At 46.8% G+C, this 19,917-nt stretch carries 16 protein-coding genes; 8 read left to right on the top strand and 8 right to left on the bottom strand.

Translation table 11 applies throughout. The features are described from left to right. Window positions 1–18 precede the first annotated feature (18 nt). On the bottom strand, window positions 19–1,215 hold the full coding sequence (locus PG915_RS05150; RefSeq protein WP_112462262.1) for an acetate kinase: 1,197 nt from the start codon (window positions 1,213–1,215) through the stop codon (window positions 19–21). A gap of 335 nt (window positions 1,216–1,550) precedes the next feature. On the opposite strand from PG915_RS05150, the gene yfbV reads away from it, so the two are divergent. After that, window positions 1,551–2,003, top strand: coding sequence for a terminus macrodomain insulation protein YfbV (yfbV, locus tag PG915_RS05155; RefSeq protein ID WP_353498146.1), 453 nt, complete (start codon window positions 1,551–1,553; stop codon window positions 2,001–2,003). A gap of 158 nt (window positions 2,004–2,161) precedes the next feature. On the opposite strand, the gene PG915_RS05160 is transcribed toward yfbV, so the two are convergent. Beyond that, a complete protein-coding gene (locus PG915_RS05160; protein ID WP_353498147.1) occupies window positions 2,162–3,256 on the bottom strand; it encodes a PQQ-dependent sugar dehydrogenase in 1,095 nt (364 codons plus the stop codon). A gap of 381 nt (window positions 3,257–3,637) precedes the next feature. Here PG915_RS05160 and PG915_RS05165 point away from each other — a divergent pair, with 381 nt between their 5' ends. The 4 genes from PG915_RS05165 to malZ all read left to right on the top strand — a co-directional run bounded on the left by PG915_RS05165 (window position 3,638) and on the right by malZ (window position 8,400). Beyond that, on the top strand, window positions 3,638–4,603 hold the full coding sequence (locus PG915_RS05165) for an ABC transporter substrate-binding protein (protein WP_353498148.1): 966 nt from the start codon (window positions 3,638–3,640) through the stop codon (window positions 4,601–4,603). A gap of 94 nt (window positions 4,604–4,697) precedes the next feature. Beyond that, window positions 4,698–5,639 (top strand): ABC transporter permease, encoded by a 942-nt coding sequence (locus PG915_RS05170; protein WP_353498149.1) that lies wholly within the window; start codon window positions 4,698–4,700, stop codon window positions 5,637–5,639. Next, complete coding sequence (locus tag PG915_RS05175) at window positions 5,636–6,430, top strand: ABC transporter ATP-binding protein (protein ID WP_353498150.1); 795 nt, start codon at window positions 5,636–5,638, stop codon at window positions 6,428–6,430. The genes PG915_RS05170 and PG915_RS05175 overlap by 4 nt, the downstream gene beginning before the upstream one ends. A gap of 137 nt (window positions 6,431–6,567) precedes the next feature. Further along, the gene (gene malZ, locus PG915_RS05180; RefSeq protein WP_353498151.1) at window positions 6,568–8,400 is read left to right on the top strand and encodes a maltodextrin glucosidase; all 1,833 of its coding nucleotides are present in this window, start codon (window positions 6,568–6,570) and stop codon (window positions 8,398–8,400) included. Between the two features lie 23 nt (window positions 8,401–8,423). Here the strand turns inward: malZ and dusC are convergent, their stop codons facing one another. After that, window positions 8,424–9,386, bottom strand: a complete 963-nt coding sequence (gene dusC, locus PG915_RS05185) for a tRNA dihydrouridine(16) synthase DusC (RefSeq protein WP_353498152.1) — start codon at window positions 9,384–9,386, stop codon at window positions 8,424–8,426. A gap of 122 nt (window positions 9,387–9,508) precedes the next feature. Between dusC and PG915_RS05190 the strand changes: the two genes are divergently transcribed. After that, window positions 9,509–10,111, top strand: a complete 603-nt coding sequence (locus tag PG915_RS05190) for a YecA family protein (protein WP_353498153.1) — start codon at window positions 9,509–9,511, stop codon at window positions 10,109–10,111. A gap of 673 nt (window positions 10,112–10,784) precedes the next feature. On the opposite strand, the gene dsbB is transcribed toward PG915_RS05190, so the two are convergent. After that, window positions 10,785–11,327, bottom strand: coding sequence for a disulfide bond formation protein DsbB (gene dsbB / locus PG915_RS05195; RefSeq protein WP_353498154.1), 543 nt, complete (start codon window positions 11,325–11,327; stop codon window positions 10,785–10,787). A gap of 80 nt (window positions 11,328–11,407) precedes the next feature. Continuing rightward, the gene (nhaB, locus tag PG915_RS05200; RefSeq protein WP_353498155.1) at window positions 11,408–13,000 is read right to left on the bottom strand and encodes a Na(+)/H(+) antiporter NhaB; all 1,593 of its coding nucleotides are present in this window, start codon (window positions 12,998–13,000) and stop codon (window positions 11,408–11,410) included. 690 nt (window positions 13,001–13,690) lie between these two features. On the opposite strand from nhaB, the gene fadR reads away from it, so the two are divergent. Then, window positions 13,691–14,530 (top strand): fatty acid metabolism transcriptional regulator FadR, encoded by an 840-nt coding sequence (fadR, locus tag PG915_RS05205; RefSeq protein ID WP_353498156.1) that lies wholly within the window; start codon window positions 13,691–13,693, stop codon window positions 14,528–14,530. A gap of 45 nt (window positions 14,531–14,575) precedes the next feature. Here the strand turns inward: fadR and PG915_RS05210 are convergent, their stop codons facing one another. From PG915_RS05210 to metG, 3 genes are all read right to left on the bottom strand, one after another. Continuing rightward, window positions 14,576–15,364 carry a hypothetical protein gene (locus PG915_RS05210; RefSeq protein ID WP_353498157.1) on the bottom strand — a complete coding sequence of 263 codons (789 nt, stop codon included), beginning with the start codon at window positions 15,362–15,364 and terminating at the stop codon, window positions 14,576–14,578. 121 nt (window positions 15,365–15,485) lie between these two features. Further along, window positions 15,486–16,292, bottom strand: coding sequence for a hypothetical protein (locus PG915_RS05215; protein WP_353498158.1), 807 nt, complete (start codon window positions 16,290–16,292; stop codon window positions 15,486–15,488). A gap of 204 nt (window positions 16,293–16,496) precedes the next feature. Then, the gene (gene metG, locus PG915_RS05220; protein WP_353498159.1) at window positions 16,497–18,557 is read right to left on the bottom strand and encodes a methionine--tRNA ligase; all 2,061 of its coding nucleotides are present in this window, start codon (window positions 18,555–18,557) and stop codon (window positions 16,497–16,499) included. Between the two features lie 177 nt (window positions 18,558–18,734). Here metG and apbC point away from each other — a divergent pair, with 177 nt between their 5' ends. Further along, a complete protein-coding gene (apbC, locus tag PG915_RS05225) occupies window positions 18,735–19,811 on the top strand; it encodes an iron-sulfur cluster carrier protein ApbC (RefSeq protein ID WP_353498667.1) in 1,077 nt (358 codons plus the stop codon). Window positions 19,812–19,917 lie beyond the last annotated feature (106 nt).

Genomic DNA, 19,917 nt, shown 5'->3' on the forward strand with positions numbered 1-19,917 from the left:
GGTTAGCCAGTTTGAACATTAAAGACCTGCTAGGCGTGCAGTGTCTTCAGCGATGACTAGCTCTTCGTTAGTAGAGATAACCATTGCCGGGATACGGCTGCTTGCTGCAGTGATAGTACCTTCGCCGCCGAAACGAGCTTTAAGGTTAGCTTCACCGTCAACTTCGATGCCGAATACGCCTAGACGGTTTAGAACCATTTCACGGATTGGTGCAGAGTTTTCACCGATACCACCAGTGAACACGATAGCATCTAGACGACCGTCAAGAGACGCAGTGTAGCCAGCTACGTATTTCGCTAGGCGGTGGCAGAACACGTCCATTGCACGTGTTGCTTCTTCTTTCTCACCGTAGTTGTCTTCAACGAAACGGCAGTCAGAAGTCACTTCAGTTAGACCCAGAAGGCCAGACTCTTTAGTTAGCATGTTGTTGATTTGCTCAACAGAGTAACCTAGTGCGTCGTGCAGGTGGAAGATGATCGCAGGATCGATGTCACCACAACGAGTACCCATTACAAGACCTTCAAGAGGAGTTAGACCCATTGAAGTATCTACAGATTCACCGTTTTTGATAGCACAAACAGAAGCACCGTTGCCTAGGTGGCAGTTGATGATGTTCAGTTCGTTAGCTGGCTTACCAAGTAGCTCAGCTGCTTCACGTGCGATGAATAGGTGAGAAGTACCGTGCATGCCGTAGCGACGGATGCCGTGCTCTTTGTACAGGTTGTACGGTAGAGCGTATAGGTAAGACTCTTGAGGCATAGTTTGGTGGAACGCAGTGTCAAATACCGCTACGTTCTTAAGCTCTGGGAAGTTGTGCTTCGCCGCTTCGATGCCGATGATGTGAGCAGGGTTGTGAAGAGGTGCAAATGTTGCAGAGTCTTCGATACCTTTAAGTACATCGTCTGTGATTAGCGCAGAAGATGTGAATTGCTCGCCACCGTGAACGATACGGTGACCGATAGCGCCTAGGTTTGCTTTTAGCTCAGGCTTAGAAGCAAGGATAGTCTCTACCATGAACGCTAATGCTTCTTCGTGAGCAGCGCCGTTACCTAGTTGAGCTTCGTGTTTACCATCAAGTTTCCACTTGATACGAGCTTCTGGAAGGTGAAGACATTCTGCAAGACCTGTTAGGTGCTCATCACCGTTTTCTGCATCAACGATGGCGAACTTAAGAGAAGAACTGCCGCAGTTTAAAACTAAAACCAGCTTAGACATTAGAGGTTACCTGTATTTTATCTGATCGGGGATCAAGGATGTAAACGTATCTCAAGACTGAGAGGCAGCAAAAAATGCCTATCACTCTTGGTCATAAAATCATCAATTGCCGTATAATAATATGCGATTTTTCCAAGAAAACCACATTAGCGTCCTTGCGACGGTCATCTCGACGGTTGCCTATTTTGTAAATAAAGACAACAATGAGATTGAGGATTCGCAAAGAATAACGATAATGGCAGAAGATAACAAAATAAATTTGAAAGAATCTTAACTTCCGTCAATATTTTGCTGATTTAGTTGAATAGTTCAACTTTTTTTTAGTGAGGTTAGCTATGAGCGAGAGAGCAAGTCTGACTCAGAGTTTAAAAAATGGTCAAAAGTACATGGAACTTTGGCCGATGCGTAAGGAGCTAACGCCCCTGTTTCCAGAGCAGCGCATCATTAAAGCGACGCGATTTGGCATTAAAGTGATGCCTGCGGTTGCAGCCATTAGTGTGTTAACGCAAATGGCCTTTAACAACGCTCATGCGTTGCCACAGTCGATTGTGATTGCGTTGTTTGCGATTAGTATGCCTCTACAGGGGATGTGGTGGTTGGGAAATCGCTACAACACACAGTTGCCTCCAGCTTTGGCGTCTTGGTACCGTGAGCTGCACCAAAAGATTATTGAATCGGGCGGTGCGATGGAACCAGTAAAAGCGAAACCTAAATACAAAGAGCTTGCCATTACGTTGAACCGTGCTTTTAGGCAGCTTGACAGAAGCGACTTCGATCGCTGGTTTTAGTAACAATTGATTAATATGTAAACACAAGCCCCGCTCGCAAACGAGTGGGGCTTGTTCGTTTTAGCAACGATGGTCGTGCAGTTGTAACACCTTTGTATAGAGTGTTGGCTTAATGTTGTCACTACTATCGCGGTCATTTAGCCGTTATTGGACTGTCGTTATTGGAACTGGCGACTAATCCTATAAATCGCGCCACTATCAGTGCTAAACCATACGTGACCGGCCGAATCGGTGGTGATATCTCGTACTCTCTCTCCAAGCTCTTCGTAGTAGCGTCTTTCTTCTAATACTTGGCCTGCTTCGTTGATATCTAGGATGTTGATGTGCGTGAGTTTCAGCGCTCCTATTAGCAAGATGCCATTGAGCCTTGGAAACTCCTCGCCCTCATACAAATGCAGCGACCCTGGTGCAATGGAAGGAATGTAAACTTTGCTTGGTGGTTCAATGCCTTCTTTTTCTTGCGCCTCTCCAGCATTGATGGGCTCCCAATACTCTTTACCGTGTGAAGTAATTGGCCAGCCATAGTTAAGACCCGCTTTAACTAAGTTGAGCTCATCACCGCCTCTTGGGCCGTGCTCTATCGTCCACAATTGAGCTCGTTTGCTATCAAACACCAACCCTTGTGGATTGCGGTGGCCGTAAGAGTATATCTCTGGAGCAAAATCTTGGTTGTCGACAAACGGATTGTCTTTTGGAATTGATCCATCTTGATTGAGGCGAACGATGCTACCGGCGTGGTTATCGGTCTGCTGAGCATTATCCCTGTCACCTGCATCACCTATGGTCATATAGACCAAACCTTCCTCATCAAAAGCGATTCGGCTGCCAAAGTGGCGACCAGAGGTGACCGGCACATTACTGGTGAATAGATCTTGCCAGTTTGTGAGTTTGTTGCCATTGAGAGTCGCTTTCGCAAGAGTGGGGGCTCCCCCTTTATCGACAGGTTTCGCGTAGGTGAAATAATAAACGTTGGCTTCGGATGGGCTTGGGTGAATGTCCATCAGGCCACCTTGGCCAGAGGCATAAATCGCAGGTAGCCCACTTATCGATGTTTGCTTGCTACTTTTTGTATCGACAAGCAGCATTTGACCTTCCCTTAACGTCACCAATAGTTCCGAGTCACCTACAGTCAGAATTGACCAAGGAACCCCATTCACTGTGGTCACTTTTTCTAACTGACTGCCTTCAAACTCTCGGGCTATCGAGGGCATTGCCAATAGAAAAATCAGAGGTAAAAGAAGTAATGGACGCATGCTAAAAGTTCCCTCGCGACTGGGTGTGAACAACTCGTTGACGATTACGCTATCTGTATGAATATAGACATCTTTCACAGAATTGCATTCACAAAGCTTCACTTTTGTCAAAAATGGATTACGCTGATTTTTGAGTAAATATTAGTCGCATGTATCGCTGTATGTACGCATTTGTTTAAATGTTGGTTGCGAAAGCACATGGATAGCACGTTTATCTAATGTGAATGTTAATAATACCTTTCAATTTGGTTGTCTTGCTGGTAGAAGTAGCAGGGAGTCAAAAAATAATTCACGAAGTGTAAATTAAATAATACACACTCATTCCCCATTAGTGAGTAGAGTGCCTCTGCTCATTCTGGGTTGCTTAATCAAGGAGTTAAGATGAAAGCAAGCAAGATCATTGTCACTGCAGCATTAACAGGTGTGGCGTTGCTGTCTTCAGCCAGCATCATGGCAAAAACAGCAAAAGTCGCGGTATCGCAAATTGTTGAACACCCTGCGCTCGATGCGACACGCCAAGGTTTGGTCGACGGTCTTAAAGAAAAAGGCTACGAGCAAGGTAAAAACCTCGAGTTTGATTATAAAACTGCGCAAGGTAACCCAGCGATTGCAGTGCAAATTGCTCGCCAATACGTGGGTGAGCGCCCAGACGTGTTAGTGGGTATCGCGACACCAACAGCTCAAGCATTGGTTTCTGCGACACGTGATATTCCAGTAGTGTTTACCGCCGTTACTGATCCTGTGGGTGCGAAACTGGTGAAAAAGCTTGAACAGCCAGGTAAGAACGTGACAGGTCTATCGGATCTATCACCCGTCGATCAGCACGTTGAGCTTATCCAAGAGATCATGCCAAATGTGAAGAGCATTGGTGTGGTTTACAACCCAGGCGAAGCGAACGCAGTGAGCTTAATGAAGCTATTGAAAGAGAGCACAGACAAACGTGGTATTGAGCTAGTGGAAGCTACAGCGCTTAAAAGTGCCGATGTCCAAACCGCGACTCAAGCTATTTCAGCGAAATCAGACATCATCTACGCGCTTATCGATAACACGGTAGCGAGTGCTATCGAAGGCATGATTGTATCGGCTAACCAAGCGAAGACGCCGGTTTTTGGTGCGGCAACGTCGTATGTTGAGCGTGGCGCTGTGGCGAGTCTTGGTTTTGATTACTACCAAATCGGCGTGCAGACAGCAGACTACGTAGCGCAAATTCTTGAAGGTACTGAGCCAGGTAAAATCGATGTCAAAGTGGCAAAAGGTTCGGATTTGGTGATCAACGCAACGGCTGCGAAAAAATTGGGTCTTTCTATCCCTCAAACGGTGATGGATCGAGCAACAAGCGTTAAGTAAGTCTTGCATTGAGATGAAGCTGGATCTTCGGATCCAGCTTTTTTGTTAAGTCTTCTTTTTTAAACAGCAGTTGTTAAACAGCAGTGGAGTAGTTATGTCTGCTTTTGCATTTTTTGGAGCTCTTGAAATTGGTCTTATTTACGGACTGGTTGCACTGGGTGTCTATCTTACTTTTCGCGTTCTCGACTTTCCTGATCTGAGTGTTGATGGCAGCTTTCCTATGGGAGCCGCTGTGGCAGCTACCGCGATTGTTGCCGGTATTAACCCTTGGGTAGCAACAGGGATGGCGATTATTGCCGGAGCTGCAACGGGCTGGGTGACCGCCTTTCTTGCAGTGCGCTGCGGTATCCTTCACTTGCTTGCGTCTATCCTCACGATGATTGCGGCATTCTCGATCAATATTCGTATCATGGGTCGACCAAACATGGCCTTGCTTGGCGAAGACACCATTTTGACTCCGTTCGAAATGATGGGTGATGCCATATATGTTCGCCCGCTGGTGGTTGGCGTGTTAGTGCTGATTTCAGCTTGGTTTGTGGTACGACTGCTGAACAGCGACTTTGGTTTGGGTCTTCGTGCCACAGGCGTAAATGCACGCATGGTTAAGGCTCAAGGGGCAAGTACCTCATTTTACACCTATTTCTGCTTAGCACTATCAAACGGCTTTGTCGGCTTTGCTGGTGCACTTTTCGCACAAACCAACAGTTTCGCTGATGTCACATCCGGCGTGGGTACTATTGTTGTGGGTCTGGCTGCGGTCATTTTAGGTCAAACGCTTATTCCTGGTCGTAAGATTTGGGTTGCTGTAACTGCAGTCATTGTTGGCTCTGTTCTGTATCGTTTGGCCGTCGCCTTTGCCTTGAGTTCGGGCATGTTTGGCCTGCAAGCATCCGACCTAAACTTGGTCACCGCCGTGCTGGTGGCAGCTGCGCTGATTGCGCCAAAGATAAAAGGAAACCTAAAAGCAAAAAAGGTCGTAAAGCCTGCTAAGAGTAAAGCGGTCTCTCAACCAGGCAACACGGGGAATGCAGCATGATTCGACTAGAAGATATTCAAGTTACCTTTAATCCAGGGACGGTTTTGGAAAATCGTGCACTGAAAGGGGTGAACCTAGAGGTGCCAGAGCACCAGTTTTTGACGGTCATTGGCTCTAACGGTGCTGGTAAATCAACCTTGCTAGGTGCGGTTACGGGTGAAACGCCGATGGTCGGTGGGCGTGTTCTCATTGATGATATGGATGTGACTCGCCAAACCGTCGATCAACGTGCTAATCAATGTGCACGAGTGTTTCAAGATCCTTTAGCCGGTACTTGTGGTGATCTCTCTATCGAAGAGAACATGGCACTGGCCTACATGCGTGGCAAAAAGCGTGGCTGGAGCTTGTCGCTGTCGAGTAAACGTCGCAAGCTGTTCCAAGAGCGCATCAGCATTCTAGGACTTGGACTTGAAGACAGGCTCGGGGACAACATTGGATTGCTATCTGGTGGTCAGCGTCAGGCGGTAAGCCTAGTTATGGCAACATTGTCAGACAGTAAGTTGCTGCTATTGGATGAACACACTGCGGCACTCGATCCACGCATGGCGGCGTTCGTTATTGATCTCACCAAAAAGGTTATTCAAGAGTTTAACCTCACGGTAATGATGGTGACGCACTCAATGAAAGATGCACTCGCTTGTGGCGATCGAACCGTGATGCTGCACCAAGGCGAAATTGTCCTCGATGTAGAAGGCGATCAGCGTGCCAATATGCAAGTGCCAGACTTATTGGAAATGTTCTCCAAAGTACGTGGTGAAGAGCTCGCTGACGACAGTTTGTTGCTCAGCTAATCATCATTGTTTAAAGGTCTCAGCCTCCCGAGCTAAGCCTACAATCTGTGATCCCTCTTCAATTTGAAGGGGGAATTTTTCTTCAGCCGATTCTTCTACAATTATCCTACCTCGTTCCCTATAACAGAAGAATCATAATGAATCAGCCATTTTTATATCATCCGCAAACCCAAGATGGGTTAGTGCGAGAAGGTGATAAACTCACTATTCGTCTATTTGCTGAGCAAGATAAATTTGAGTCAATAAAGCTTCGTCATGAGCCGGACAATGAAGAATATCTAGTCGAGCTTAGTAAAGTTGGTACCAAAGGTCAGCTAGACATCTGGCAAGCAGCATTGCCTCTGAGTGCCGATAAAGATGTGACTTACTATGTGTTTAAGGCACTGACTGCGACGGGCCAATATTGGCTCGATGCGCGCGGCACTCACAGCCGTATGCCGGGGCGAGAGTATCATTTCAAATATAACCGCGCAGATCAGCCACCAAGTTGGGTTGCAGAGCAGGTGTTCTACCAGATCTTCCCAGATCGCTTCTGTAATGGCGACCCGAGTATTGGCGTTGAGACTGGCGAGTACCAATACCCAAATCGCAATCGTGAGTCAGTGAAGAAACAGTGGGGAGAGCCAGTAGGCAATCATGGCAGTTCGGGCGCGGTTGAGTTTTATGGTGGCGACCTAGCTGGTATCGAATCTAAGTTGGACTATCTGCAAGATCTCGGGATAACCACCTTGTACCTCAATCCGATTTTCACCTCATACAGTAACCATAAGTACGACACGGTGGACTACTATTCGATCGATCCTAAGTTTGGTACTAATCAACAATTTGCCGAACTTGCAGACAATTTGCATCAAAGAGGCATGAAAGTGGTGCTCGATGCAGTTCTCAATCACACCTCGGTCGCTCACCCATGGTTTGACGTGTTAGAGGCGAGTAACGGTGCTTACACCTCTGCAGACAGTCCCTACCGAGACTACTACTTCTTTAATGGTGACTCTAAACAGTATGTGGGTTGGAAAGGAATCGATACGCTACCGGTTCTAAACTTCCACAATGAAGAAGTACGCGATCATATCTATCGTAGTAAAGACTCTGTGATCAAACATTGGTTGAAACCACCGTACAATATAGACGGCTGGCGTTTTGATGTGATTCATATGCTGGGTGAGGGCGAGGGCGCAGCAAACAACGCCCATTATGTGAGGGCGTTTCGTGAATCGATGAAGTCGGTGAATCCTGACTCCTACATGCTGGGTGAGCATTTCTTTGAAGCAACTCAGTGGCTACAGGGCGATCAAGAAGATGGCGCCATGAACTACTATGGTTTTGCCCATCCACTGCGCGCGCTTCTCGCTGGCAAAGATATTGCGTTTGATCCTATCAACATCGACTGCCACGAGTTTTTAAGCTGGCTTCAAGAGGCAAGTGCTAAAGTGCCATGGAGCAACCAGCTATCTCAGTTAAACCAACTCGATAGTCATGATACGGAACGTTTTATTACTACCTTGGCTGGCAATGACAATCGTCTTGCCATCGCCTTACAGCTTCTGATGACCTACGTAGGCACTCCGTGCTTATACTACGGTGTGGAAGTCGGGCTTGAGGGGACGCATGATCCCGATAATCGTCGCTGCTTCCCATGGGAGCGAGTGGAGACAAGTTCGTGGCTACCGTATTGCAAGCAATTGATTTCGCTTCGTAAAGCATCAAAAGCACTGCAGCGAGGTAGTTTTGTCCCGCTTTATGTTGATGAGTTTAGCTTGGTGTTCGCCCGTCAACTGGACGATGAAGTGGTGATTAGTGGCTTTAATCTAGGGACAGACGCTGTGCAGTTTTCGCTGCCGGTTTGGAAGCTAGGGCTTGAGAGTGCCCGTTTTGAATGTGCATCGACGGGCAGCAAATCTGAATCAATTGATGGTGTGTTAGACGTCACTATCGCAGCAGAGGGCTCTCTGCTGCTGACACACTAACTAGATTGACTGCGGCAAGGTGATTACTGCGATAAGGCCGCAAGCATCTTGTCGCGGTATTGCTGGATGTGCTCGACAATCGGTGCCGCTTTGTTAAAGGTGCGGATCTCACGAAATAGCTCAGCGGCTTCTGGGTATTGCTGACGAAGATACGAGAACCACTGCTTAACGCGGTTTGGATAGTAAAGCCCTTTATCGCCTTTGATTTCATAGGTTGAATAGACCAAAAGCAGCTCAACCACTTCATGCCAAGGCATCACTGTATGGTTGTGTTTGACCACGTTACCGAGGTTCGGCACATTGAACGCGCCGCGGCAGACCATCAAAGAATCCACGCCTGTAGTTTCAATGCATCGCTGTCCATCGGCGTAGTTCCAAATCTCACCATTCGCGATAAGAGGCAAGTTGGTTTTGCTGCGAATCGCGTTGATGTATTCCCATTTGATCTCGCTAGCTTTATATCCGCCAGTTTTGGTGCGTGCATGTACGGTAAGTTCATTGGCGCCTGCTTGTTCAATCGCATCAACAATCTCAAAGCAGTCATCTGGATTTTCCCAGCCTAAGCGAATCTTAGCAGTAACGGGAATAGAGGGGTCTACCGCATCTCGGCATGCTTTAACTACGCTATGGATAAGCTCTGGGTGCTGCAGTAACGCCGCGCCGCCTTTGCTCTTGTTGACCAGTTTTGCAGGGCAGCCAAAGTTGAGATCAATCCCTTTCGCGCCAAGTGACGCTGCTTTAACGGCGTTTTCCGCCATCCAACGGGGATCTTGGCCGAGAAGCTGAATATGAACAGGTGTACCGGATTTGGTCATGGAACCTTGAGCCAGTTCAGGACACAGGCGATAGAACACGTGATCAGGCAAAGCTTGGTCAACAACGCGAACAAATTCAGTCACACAAAGATCGTAGTCGTTGATCTCGGTAAGAATTTCTCGCATTAAATGATCTAACACACCCTCCATCGGGCCCAAAACAACACGCATACCAGTTCTCATCATATTCAGGGAGCGGGGATTCTACCCGTTATAGAACAAAGAATCGACCATTGTGTTTCTAGGGCGAGGTAAATATACTTGCCGAAAATTTTGATTGGTGTAGTGAACAAATGAAATTCATCGAGCTTCCTGTCGACTGGACAGGCGAATCTAGCGCGTTTATTGAAGGCGCAATCCTAGCCGCTAACTTTGCTGCTGAGCCGCTAAAACCAGAGGCTTGGTTATCTTCAGTCATCGGCGATTTTACATCAGAGCAAGAGACTTGGGTCGTTGAACACCTGCATGCTCAATATGCGCTTCTAAAAACCAATCAATACGCATTGCTGGCTTTGCTTGATGACAACCAAGAGCAAGCGGCAGACTTTGCTGAGGGCTTCATGACGGTTTGGCCGGTTGTTGAGACGCAATGGCAAGGTAAAACGCTATCTGATGGCACAGAGCGCATGCTTCAAGCTCTGTTGACGACTTTGATGTTAGCAATGGACGAAGAGCAAACGCATGCTCAAATGCGTGAAGCGGGCTTTGAGCAACTGCCAACCTATGCAGACTTGGCGCCGCAACTGGATGCGATGGTGAATGAAGTCGCAATGGCGGCGGATGAGATGATGGTTGGGCATCAGTCTCAAACGGTGAACCCGTTTAAAGGGGTTGGGCGCAATGATGCTTGTCCTTGTGGTAGTGGCAACAAGTTTAAGAAGTGTTGCGGTAAGTAATTAAGCGATGCGCAGCGAGCCAGTAGTTCCTCCCTTTAATAAGGGGAGGCTAGGAGGGGTAAATGCGTAGGATTCGAAGCGTTCAGAGGGTCAGCTTGGGTAAAGAGCACAGGTGACAAATCTGAATTGTTACTTGTCGCGACTCCGCCGCAGAGACCCCCTCTAGCTCCCCCTATCTTAGGGGGAGAACCGCAGGCTAGCTCCTATCGTCGCACCGCCTTTTGATTAAGCGACGCGCAAGCGAGCCTTGGTTCCTCCCTTTTATAAGGGGAGGCTAGGAGGGGTAAATGCGTAGGATTCGAAGCGTTCAGAGGGTCAGCTTGGGTAAAGAGCTCAGGTGACAAATCTGAATTGTTACTTGTCGCGACTCCGCCGCAGAGACCCCCTCTAGCTCCCCCTATATTAGGGGGAGAACCATGGGCTAGCTCCTATCGTCGCACCGCCTTTTGATTAAGCGACGCGCAAGCGAGCCTTGGTTCCTCCCTTTTATAAGGGGAGGCTAGGAGGGGTAAATACGCAGGCCTAGAAGCGTTCAGAGGATCAGATTGGGTAAAAAACTCAGGTGACAACTTTGAATTTTTACTTGTCGTAACTTCACCGCAGATACCCCCTCTAGCTCCCCCCTATATTAGGGGGAGAACCATAGGCTAGCTCCTATCGTCGCATCGCCGTTTTATTGAAACCCACGATGTCTAGCCGATGGCACTTTCGCACCCTGCGAAATTACAACAATCGCCAACGCAACCAAGTTACCCGCAAAGATAACAACCAGCCACTGAGGCATAGAGAGCGACAAGAACTGCCACACCACTTTTGAACAATCGCCATAAGCTTCAAACAACCATGGTGCCCATTCGTTTAATGGTGCCCAATCTGGGAACGTCACAAACAAATCACAGGTCTTAAATGGGGAAGGGTTGAACTGATAGTCCACGTGCTCAAGTGATAGTGTTAGACCTTTGATAGAAGATGCTCCCCACGCGCCTAACCCAAGCCATCTCAGCAAGGTATTATTGGGGTTAATCAGGCCAATTAACGCAGCACCGCCGATGCCAAACATCGCAACGCGTTCGTAGATACACATGACACAAGGGGCGAGTTGCATTACATGCTGGAAGAAAAGAGCGCAGATTTCGAAAAAGATAATCGCTAGAAGCAGCAATCCCCAAGACCATCGCGTCTTTGAAAATGCCTTAATGTTCGCTAGAAGTGTCACTGTCACGTCCTTGATAAATAAAAAAAGCTCTGAATACTCAGAGCTTTTTAACGTGGAATAGTTTCACAATCAACTAAAAATTAGTGTCCAGATGAGATAGCGCTCTCAACTACTGCACCAGTGTGCTCAACAATCCAACCTGCTTCATAGAACCATGCAGTCATTGGCTCAACCAGGTAGATGATGCCAAGAAGACCCACAATCGATAGGACGATGGTGTATGGCAGTGCCATGATAACCATACGACCGTAAGAAAGGCGGATAAGCGGTGCTAACGCTGAAGTAAGTAGGAATAGGAACGCTGCTTGACCGTTTGGCGTTGCAACAGATGGTAGGTTCGTACCTGTGTTGATTGCAACACCCAGTAGGTCGAACTGGTCACGAGTGATCACGCCATCAATCAGCGCTGTTTTCACTTCGTTGATGTAAACAGTACCGACGAATACGTTATCGGATACCATCGACAATAAACCGTTAGCAACATAGAACAGTGCAAGCTGAGTGCCTTTGTCTTCGATGTGAAGAACGGCGTCAATGATTGGTTTAAATAGACCTTGGTCAACAATCACAGCAACGATGGAGAAGAATACAGCAAGTAGTGCAGTAAACGGCAGCGCCTCTTCAAAGGCTTTACCCATTGAGTGCTCTTCAATCACGCCGGTAAACGCCGTTGCTAGAACGATAACTGATAGACCGATAAGACCAACTGCTGCTAGGTGCATTGCCAGAGCGACAATCAGCCATACTGCAATTGCGCCTTGGATCCAAAGTTTCGCCACATCTTGCTTGGTACGCGATTTACGTTCTTCACGATCGAATTCAACTAAGATGTTACGCACGTTATCAGGCAATTCTGCGCCGTAACCAAACACACCGATTTTCTCTACAATGAAACAGGTAGCAAGGCCACAGATAAGTACAGGCCCCGTAACAGGTAGCATGCGAATAATGAACTCACCAAACTCCCAGCCTGCTTGACCGGCAATGATAAGGTTTTGAGGCTCACCAACCATAGTCATAACGCCACCTAGTGCTGTACCCACACCGGCATGCATCAATAGTGAACGTAGGAATGCACGGTAATCTTCTAGATCGTCACGAGTCAGATCGGTGATTTCACCGTCATGAGTGTGGTCGTGAGACGAGCCGTAGTTCTTACCTGAAGCCACTTTATGGTAGATGGAGTAGAAACCAACTGACACGCTGATAACAACCGCAATGACCGTTAGTGCATCTAGGAATGCAGATAGGAAAGCCGCAGCAAAACAGAAGGCCAAAGACAACACAGCCTTCGAGCGAATGCCAAGCAATATCTTAGTAAAGATGAACAGCAGGAGCTGTTTCATAAAGTAGATACCAGCAACCATGAAGACCAGAAGCAATAATACTTCTATGTTGTTGATCAGTTCATGCATAACCATGTCGGAGCTTGTCATGCCAATTGCGACAGCTTCTATGGCGAGTAAACCACCAGGTTGTAGCGGGTAGCACTTAAGTGCCATAGCAAGAGTGAAAATGAATTCCACAACAAGCAGCCAACCTGCAACGAACGGGTCAACGAGGAAGAAAACAATAGGGTTGATGATTAGGAAAGCGATGATCGCTAGTTTATACCAATCGGGTGCCTTACCAAGAAAGTTCTTGATAAATGCATTTCCAAGGGACATCGGCATGGGAATACTCTTATGTTGTTATTAATCGACAGTAGCAAAGGGTACGAAGAGTATTTGAGTGGGCTTCCAAATAAATCGGCAGAATTAAAAAACTTAGAAAACGAACAAAAATCACGCACTGCATAAACGGAGTGGGGAGTATGTTCACTTGCCAAGTCCCTCAGCTGCTAAGCACTCCTTGCTTCGCCCGAAAAGATACTCCTCGGTAAGATTTAGTCAACAAAAATTACCTTTAGACATAATGAAAAAGGCACTTTTTGCCAAAAACGCGATCTATACGAAATAAGCTAGGTATAGCTGCAGTCAATGGTTGATTTTTTTCTTTGTTGACCGTGTTCTGAATGAAACACTGCTCTAGGATGATATGACAATCACAGCTGTCAAAAAAGCATGTTTTTTAGGCGAATTCTTACCAATTCATCGGAAATATCTTATTGATTGATCAGGCGAATGAAGTTCACTAACATCATGCAATTCAGGAGTTTGTAATATTAATAAAAAGTAAATACTCATGTAATATTCATGCTTCGTACCCATAAATGGATATAGCTGTCTAAATGTCAAAATAGAGTTATTACTCCATTTTGTTATTGTTACATAGATAAGTAGTGTAGGTTTACCAAAATCTGGAAGTAGTGGTATGATGAGTTTCATGTAACGATAAATACAATAGATTGGAAACACCCCATAATGGTAATTAAGGCGAAGAGCCCAGCAGGGTTCGCTGAAAAGTATATTATTGAGAGTATCTGGAACGGCCGTTTCCCACCAGGCTCAATTCTCCCAGCTGAGCGAGAGCTGTCAGAACTAATTGGGGTCACACGAACTACGCTGCGTGAAGTGTTGCAGCGACTAGCCCGTGATGGCTGGCTAACTATCCAACATGGTAAGCCAACCAAAGTAAACCAATTCATGGAGACCTCGGGTCTGCATATTCTTGATACGCTCATGACGCTTGATGCGGATAATGCGACATCGATCGTTGAAGACCTGCTTGCGGCTCGCACTAACATCAGCCCAATTTTCATGCGCTATGCATTTAAAGCGAACAAAGAAAATGCTGAACGCACTATCGAAGGTATCATTGAGTCTTGCGAAAGCTTGCTGAATGCAGAGTCTTGGGACGCGTTCATTGCGTCGTCACCGTATGCCGATAAACTCAAGGCGCACGTAAAAGATGACGGCGATAAAGATGAAGCGGCACGCCAGGCATCGCTCATCGCTCAAACCTTTAATTTCTACGACTACTCGTTGTTCCAGCGTTTGGCGTTCCATTCTGGAAACCAAATCTATGGTTTGATCTTCAATGGTCTTAAGAAGCTGTATGACCGTGTTGGCTCGTACTACTTTTCAAACCCAGAAGCACGTACTTTGGCACTTAATTTCTATAAAGAGCTGTTAGAGGTATGCCGCACGGGAGATCGTGACAGACTGCCTAACGCTATTCGTCAATACGGTATGGAAAGTGGCCAAATCTGGACTCAGATGAAGACCACACTGCCGAGCAACTTTACAGAAGACGACAGTTAATAGACGTTGATTACGAATAGAAAAAACCGCCGATTGGCGGTTTTTTTATGCCACTGCAATTTTCGGCAGTGTTGAGTAAATCGACTGTGCCACCGTCGTGACCGAGCGGTCATAGCAGTGAAAAATAAGCTCCGACAATTGTGAAGTTATGCGGTATAGACGCTGCTTAAACTCATCAGCTGAGCTGTCTGCGTCGACATCGGCAATGCGCGCCAGTAAATCCTCATGCAGATGCTGCTGCAAGCTTAAATCTTGGCTGATGTGCAGCGCACTGAGCTGGTGGCTTAATTGCTTAATCAGACTACGGATTGCGTTCTGACTGTCTTTTTTTCCCAGCGTTTCAATGTGCAACCGTAATGTGGTGAGCGTGTCCATGTAGGGCACAATGGCCTGCCAGCTTTTGCGCTGAGTAGGCAGCAGGTGAGTTTGGCCATCTGCTTTTGCCCAAGTGGAGATGGTACTTTGAACCAAAATCAGCGCATCTCGAATCAATTGACTATGCACCAGTTGATTGTCTCGCACAGTTTGCTGTTGCCAGTGTTGAAGTTGCTGCGTGACACACGCCTTAATGTCGCTAAATCCATCTAGGTGATGCAGAGCACGGCTCTCTAGCAGTAGCTGAAGTTGGACACGTGCACTAGTTTGCTGCCTTTGGTTATTGTGTCCGAACAATAAGCTGTAATGGGTCGCTTCTCGGTGCATTCTCAGTAAGGCGATTAGCTTTCTCAGATCTGCTAAACGTCGATAGTAGCATTCGTGACTCACGCCACCTTCTGGCGTCAAGCTGAACATGCGGCGAACCGCGCTGGATGTTTTTCCTAGAGAATATGTCATTGTCGCCTCCATGCGAACGGGGTTAACCCAAGGTTGTGCTTTCATCGAGACCTATTGAAATGGTGCCTTGGGTTATATCCTTAATAGCCTACTTCTTGATTATGAAAGGTAAGTGACAAACTCAGACCGTCATTATGTTCGGCACTGGTTGATAGAGATCACTCGCAATTTCACTGACCAGTCCGTCATAACTAGAGAAGATGAGCTCTGACAACTCGGCTGTAAGTTGGTACATAAATTCTTTGTCCAGTGGCGTATCTGGATTTTCAATTAAGGCTTCAATTTTACTGACCGTGGTGCTGTACATAGGTGATGGAACGCTCAATGGTCCAACAAGGCTAAGGTGATTTACTTTGCGGTGCATTTGCTTACAGTAGTGAAGAATGCGCTGCCTGCCGAGTTCAGAGTCTGTGCCATCAATACAAATACGTAGCTGAGTCAAACAGTCCAATGAATCGATCACGCCTTGCCAAACATTACGATATTCCTGTTCTAGTTCCTCTCGCTCTGAATCTATTAGCCAAGCGGTGAAAATTTCGTCAACCAAGAAAAGGGTTTGACGGATCAGTTTGCCGTGGACAATTTGGTTCTTACTGACAGTGTGTTTCTTCCATGAGCGAGAAAGCAGTTTGACGTTGCTGTGTAGCACTCGATAGAGCGGTTTGTTGTCAAAGTGGGCAATGTTGATCAGTTTGAGACAGCATTCTTCCATCGCCATTTCAATTTTTTCCAGGTGTTTGATCTTCTTCTGATCAAACATTAATTGATAGTGAGTCGCGGTGCGATGCTGGCGAATTAGGGTGATGAGATCACGCAGTTGCACGACCAATTGATATTTACGCTCTACCTTGGCCTCGGTGATTTTTGCATAGCGATAAATCGCAGCCAAAATAGCCACGGATAAGACTAGAGATATCAATACAAACATAACGACCTCCTTTATGTCGTCTAATGTCTTCAAGAGATATAGAGCAAAGGGAGTGCCAAGATGGAATATTGATATAAAACAGTAACTTAATACTTTTGGGGTAGGGAGAGGTGCTGCGTTTTGGTGCAATTGCACATTATCTGTGAATTAAGTCACAAAAAAAGCCAGCAAGAATGCTGGCTTTAGTCTAGCGATATTAACGTGTTACATCACACGCATGCCTGGCTGAGCACCTTCGTGTGGCTCAAGGATCCATAAGTCGCTACCACCAGGGCCTGCGGCTAGGATCATGCCTTCAGACATACCAAACTTCATCTTGCGAGGCTTCAGGTTTGCTACCATAACAGTTAGCTTGCCTTCTAGTTCTTCTGGTTTGTATGCCGACTTAATACCAGAGAATACTTGGCGAGTTTCTCCGCCAATATCTAGCTGGAACTTAAGTAGCTTGTTCGCTTTTGGCACTTCTTCACAAGAAATGATGCGAGCAATACGCATGTCCACTTTGGCAAAGTCGTCAAACTCGATCTCATCAGCGATAGGATCTTTATCAAGCTCAGTTTGGCTTGCTTTGTTCTTCTCTGCTTCCGCTTTTTCTTTCGCCGCAACTTCTGCTGCCGCGTCTTCTTTAGAAGCTTCAATCATCGCTTCTACTTTCTTAGGATCGATGCGGTTAAACAGGGCTTTGAACTTAGTGATTTCGTGACCAGTAAGCGGCGCGGCAATACCTTCCCATGTTAGCGTTTCGTTTAGGAATGCTTCTGTACGCGCTGCCAAATCTGGCATAACTGGCTTCAGGTACGTCATCAGAACGCGGAATAGGTTAATACCCACTGAACAGATGTCTTGAAGCTCTTGGTCTTTGCCTTCTTCTTTAGCAACAACCCAAGGTGCTTTCTCGTCAACGTACTGGTTTGCTTTGTCAGCTAATGCCGTGATTTCACGGATTGCACGACCAAACTCGCGAGACTCGTAAAGCTCTGCGATGCGGTCAGCGGCTGCAACGAATTCGTTGTATAGCTCAGGCTCAGCAAAGTTGTCAGAAAGCTTGCCTTCGAAACGTTTGCTGATGAAGCCAGCGTTACGAGAAGCTAGGTTAACAATCTTGTTGACGACGTCAGCGTTAACACGTTGCGTGAAGTCTTCCAGGTTAAGGTCTAGATCGTCAATACGGCTGTTTAGCTTAGCAGCGTAGTAGTAACGTAGACACTCAGGATCCAAGTGGTTTAGGTACGTTGCCGCCTTGATGAAGGTGCCTTTCGACTTAGACATCTTAGCGCCGTTTACCGTCACGTAGCCGTGAACGAAAACGTTATTTGGCTTACGGAAGCCACTGCCTTCGAGCATTGCTGGCCAGAATAGGCTGTGGAAGTAAACAATGTCTTTACCGATGAAGTGGTAGAGCTCAGTCGAGCTGTCTTTTTTCCAGTACTCATCGAAATCGAGGTCGTCACGTTTGCCACAAAGGTTTTTGAATGACGCCATGTAGCCAACAGGGGCATCTAGCCAAACGTAGAAGAACTTGTTCTTTTCGCCTGGGATTTCGAAACCGAAGTAAGGTGCATCGCGAGAAATATCCCACTGCTGCAGACCTGACTCGAACCACTCTTGCATCTTGTTCGCTGTTTCAGATTGAAGCGAGCCAGAGCGAGTCCACTCTTTTAACATGCTTTCAAACTGAGGCAGGTCGAAGAAGAAGTGCTCAGAGTCTTTCATGACTGGTGTCGCGCCAGACACGGCTGATTTAGGATTAATCAGTTCAGTTGGGCTGTAGGTTTCGCCACAGTTATCACAGTTGTCGCCGTATTGATCTTCCGACTTACATTTCGGGCAAGTACCTTTAACGAAGCGATCCGGTAGGAACATCTCTTTTTCTGGGTCAAACAGCTGAGAAATAGTGCGGCTAGAAATGAAGCCATTCTTCTTCAGCTCAAGGTAAATATGAGATGCCAACTCGCGGTTCTCGTCTGAGTGCGTGCTGTGGTAGTTGTCAAAACTGATATCAAAGCCAGCGAAGTCTTTCTGGTGCTCTTCACTAACTGCTGCGATCATTTCTTCCGGCGTGATCCCCATCTGCTGAGCTTTCAGCATGATTGGTGTGCCGTGAGCGTCATCAGCACAAATGAAGTTTACTACGTTGCCACGTAGACGTTGGTAGCGCACCCAAATATCCGCTTGGATATGCTCAAGCATATGACCTAGGTGGATAGAGCCGTTAGCGTACGGAAGTGCACAAGTGACCAACAGTTTTCTTGGATCGGTTGCCATACTTAGTTTCGCTTTCTTTATTCAGAGTAAAAATATTGGCTAATACTACATGATGCGTGGCATGACTCCAAGGTATCCGACATCAATCTCCCCAACTTTTTTAGGGTTCTGGTTCGGCCAAGTGAGTGCTAATCTTAGGAAGATTAGCAAAAGACTAACAATAATAAGGAATGCATGATGCGCACGTTCGAATCGAAACAAGATTTTTGCCAATGGCTAGGGGAGTTCAGCCACTCAAACCTCAAGCTGGGATGGAGTGAAGTCCCTGATGTGGTTAAGGTTGCAGCCTCGGGTGAGTTTCAAATTGCTCTGCCGTTTGCCAACCTCTCTGCGCGAGAGGCGTTAGCTCGCTGGATTGAGGGCAAGCAAGCCTCTGGCAAAGTTGCTAAGTTTCCTTTCTCCGTATCCGCCAGTACCAAAGCACTAGAAACCACGGTCGCGACGGAAATCAAAGGCGTGAAAAACGTCATTGCGGTAACTTCGGCAAAAGGTGGCGTGGGTAAATCGACGACGGCGGTCAATCTAGCATTGGCAATCAGTCAGTTGGGAGCAAAAGTCGGTATTTTAGATGCCGATGTATACGTCCCTTCTATCCCTATCATGCTTGGTCAAATCGATGCGCATCCAGAGGTGCGTGAAGGCAAATGGATGCAACCAGTGCCGGCACATGGTATTTACACGCAATCTATTGGGTACCTGATGAGCACTGACGATGCAGCAATTTGGCGTGGCCCTATGGCGTCTAAAGCATTAGCTCAGCTTCTTAATGAAACGGAGTGGCCAGATTTGGATTACTTGGTTATCGATATGCCACCGGGCACAGGGGATATTCAGCTGACCTTATCTCAGCAAATACCGGTAACGGGCGCACTTATCGTTACTACGCCGCAAGATCTTGCTTTGGCGGACGCGATTAAAGGCGCAGCTATGTTCGAGAAGGTTTCGGTACCTGTGGTCGGTATTGTAGAGAACATGAGCTATCACATCTGTAGCCAATGTGGCTCTAAAGAGCACATTTTTGGGGCTGGCGGTGCAGAGTGGATGGCGGCTAAATTCGGTTTGAATCTTCTTGGTCAGGTACCACTTCATATCGATATTCGCGAGTCGATTGATAATGGTGCGCCAACGGTAGTTTCACAGCCAGAAAGTGAGCATGCAACCATCTATCGAGAGCTTGCTGAAAGAGTCTGCTCGGATCTATTTTGGAGTGGCAAACCGAAACCAGACTCAATCTTGTTTAAGATGGTCGAATAACTCGATATGAATTTGATTGGTTATTAAGCAAACAGTGCGTTGGTGGGTAATCGATTGCATTTTTTCATTCTTCGATCTGAGACAAAATTGAACGTCAAATAAGTGA

Origin of the sequence: Vibrio sp. CB1-14 (assembly GCF_040412085.2) — a bacterium.
GTDB lineage: Bacteria > Pseudomonadota > Gammaproteobacteria > Enterobacterales > Vibrionaceae > Vibrio > Vibrio chaetopteri.

Bases quoted from the DNA above. Each gene is read 5' to 3' on its own strand.
- PG915_RS05150 (WP_112462262.1), bottom strand. From the start codon at position 1,215: ATGTCTAAGCTGGTTTTAGTTTTAAACTGCGGCAGTTCTTCTCTTAAG.
- yfbV (WP_353498146.1), top strand. From the start codon at position 1,551: ATGAGCGAGAGAGCAAGTCTGACTCAGAGTTTAAAAAATGGTCAAAAG.
- PG915_RS05160 (WP_353498147.1), bottom strand. From the start codon at position 3,256: ATGCGTCCATTACTTCTTTTACCTCTGATTTTTCTATTGGCAATGCCC.
- PG915_RS05165 (WP_353498148.1), top strand. From the start codon at position 3,638: ATGAAAGCAAGCAAGATCATTGTCACTGCAGCATTAACAGGTGTGGCG.
- PG915_RS05170 (WP_353498149.1), top strand. From the start codon at position 4,698: ATGTCTGCTTTTGCATTTTTTGGAGCTCTTGAAATTGGTCTTATTTAC.
- PG915_RS05175 (WP_353498150.1), top strand. From the start codon at position 5,636: ATGATTCGACTAGAAGATATTCAAGTTACCTTTAATCCAGGGACGGTT.
- malZ (WP_353498151.1), top strand. From the start codon at position 6,568: ATGAATCAGCCATTTTTATATCATCCGCAAACCCAAGATGGGTTAGTG.
- dusC (WP_353498152.1), bottom strand. From the start codon at position 9,386: ATGCGTGTTGTTTTGGGCCCGATGGAGGGTGTGTTAGATCATTTAATG.
- PG915_RS05190 (WP_353498153.1), top strand. From the start codon at position 9,509: ATGAAATTCATCGAGCTTCCTGTCGACTGGACAGGCGAATCTAGCGCG.
- nhaB (WP_353498155.1), bottom strand. From the start codon at position 13,000: ATGCCGATGTCCCTTGGAAATGCATTTATCAAGAACTTTCTTGGTAAG.
- fadR (WP_353498156.1), top strand. From the start codon at position 13,691: ATGGTAATTAAGGCGAAGAGCCCAGCAGGGTTCGCTGAAAAGTATATT.
- PG915_RS05210 (WP_353498157.1), bottom strand. From the start codon at position 15,364: ATGACATATTCTCTAGGAAAAACATCCAGCGCGGTTCGCCGCATGTTC.
- PG915_RS05215 (WP_353498158.1), bottom strand. From the start codon at position 16,292: ATGTTTGTATTGATATCTCTAGTCTTATCCGTGGCTATTTTGGCTGCG.
- metG (WP_353498159.1), bottom strand. From the start codon at position 18,557: ATGGCAACCGATCCAAGAAAACTGTTGGTCACTTGTGCACTTCCGTAC.
- apbC (WP_353498667.1), top strand. From the start codon at position 18,735: ATGCGCACGTTCGAATCGAAACAAGATTTTTGCCAATGGCTAGGGGAG.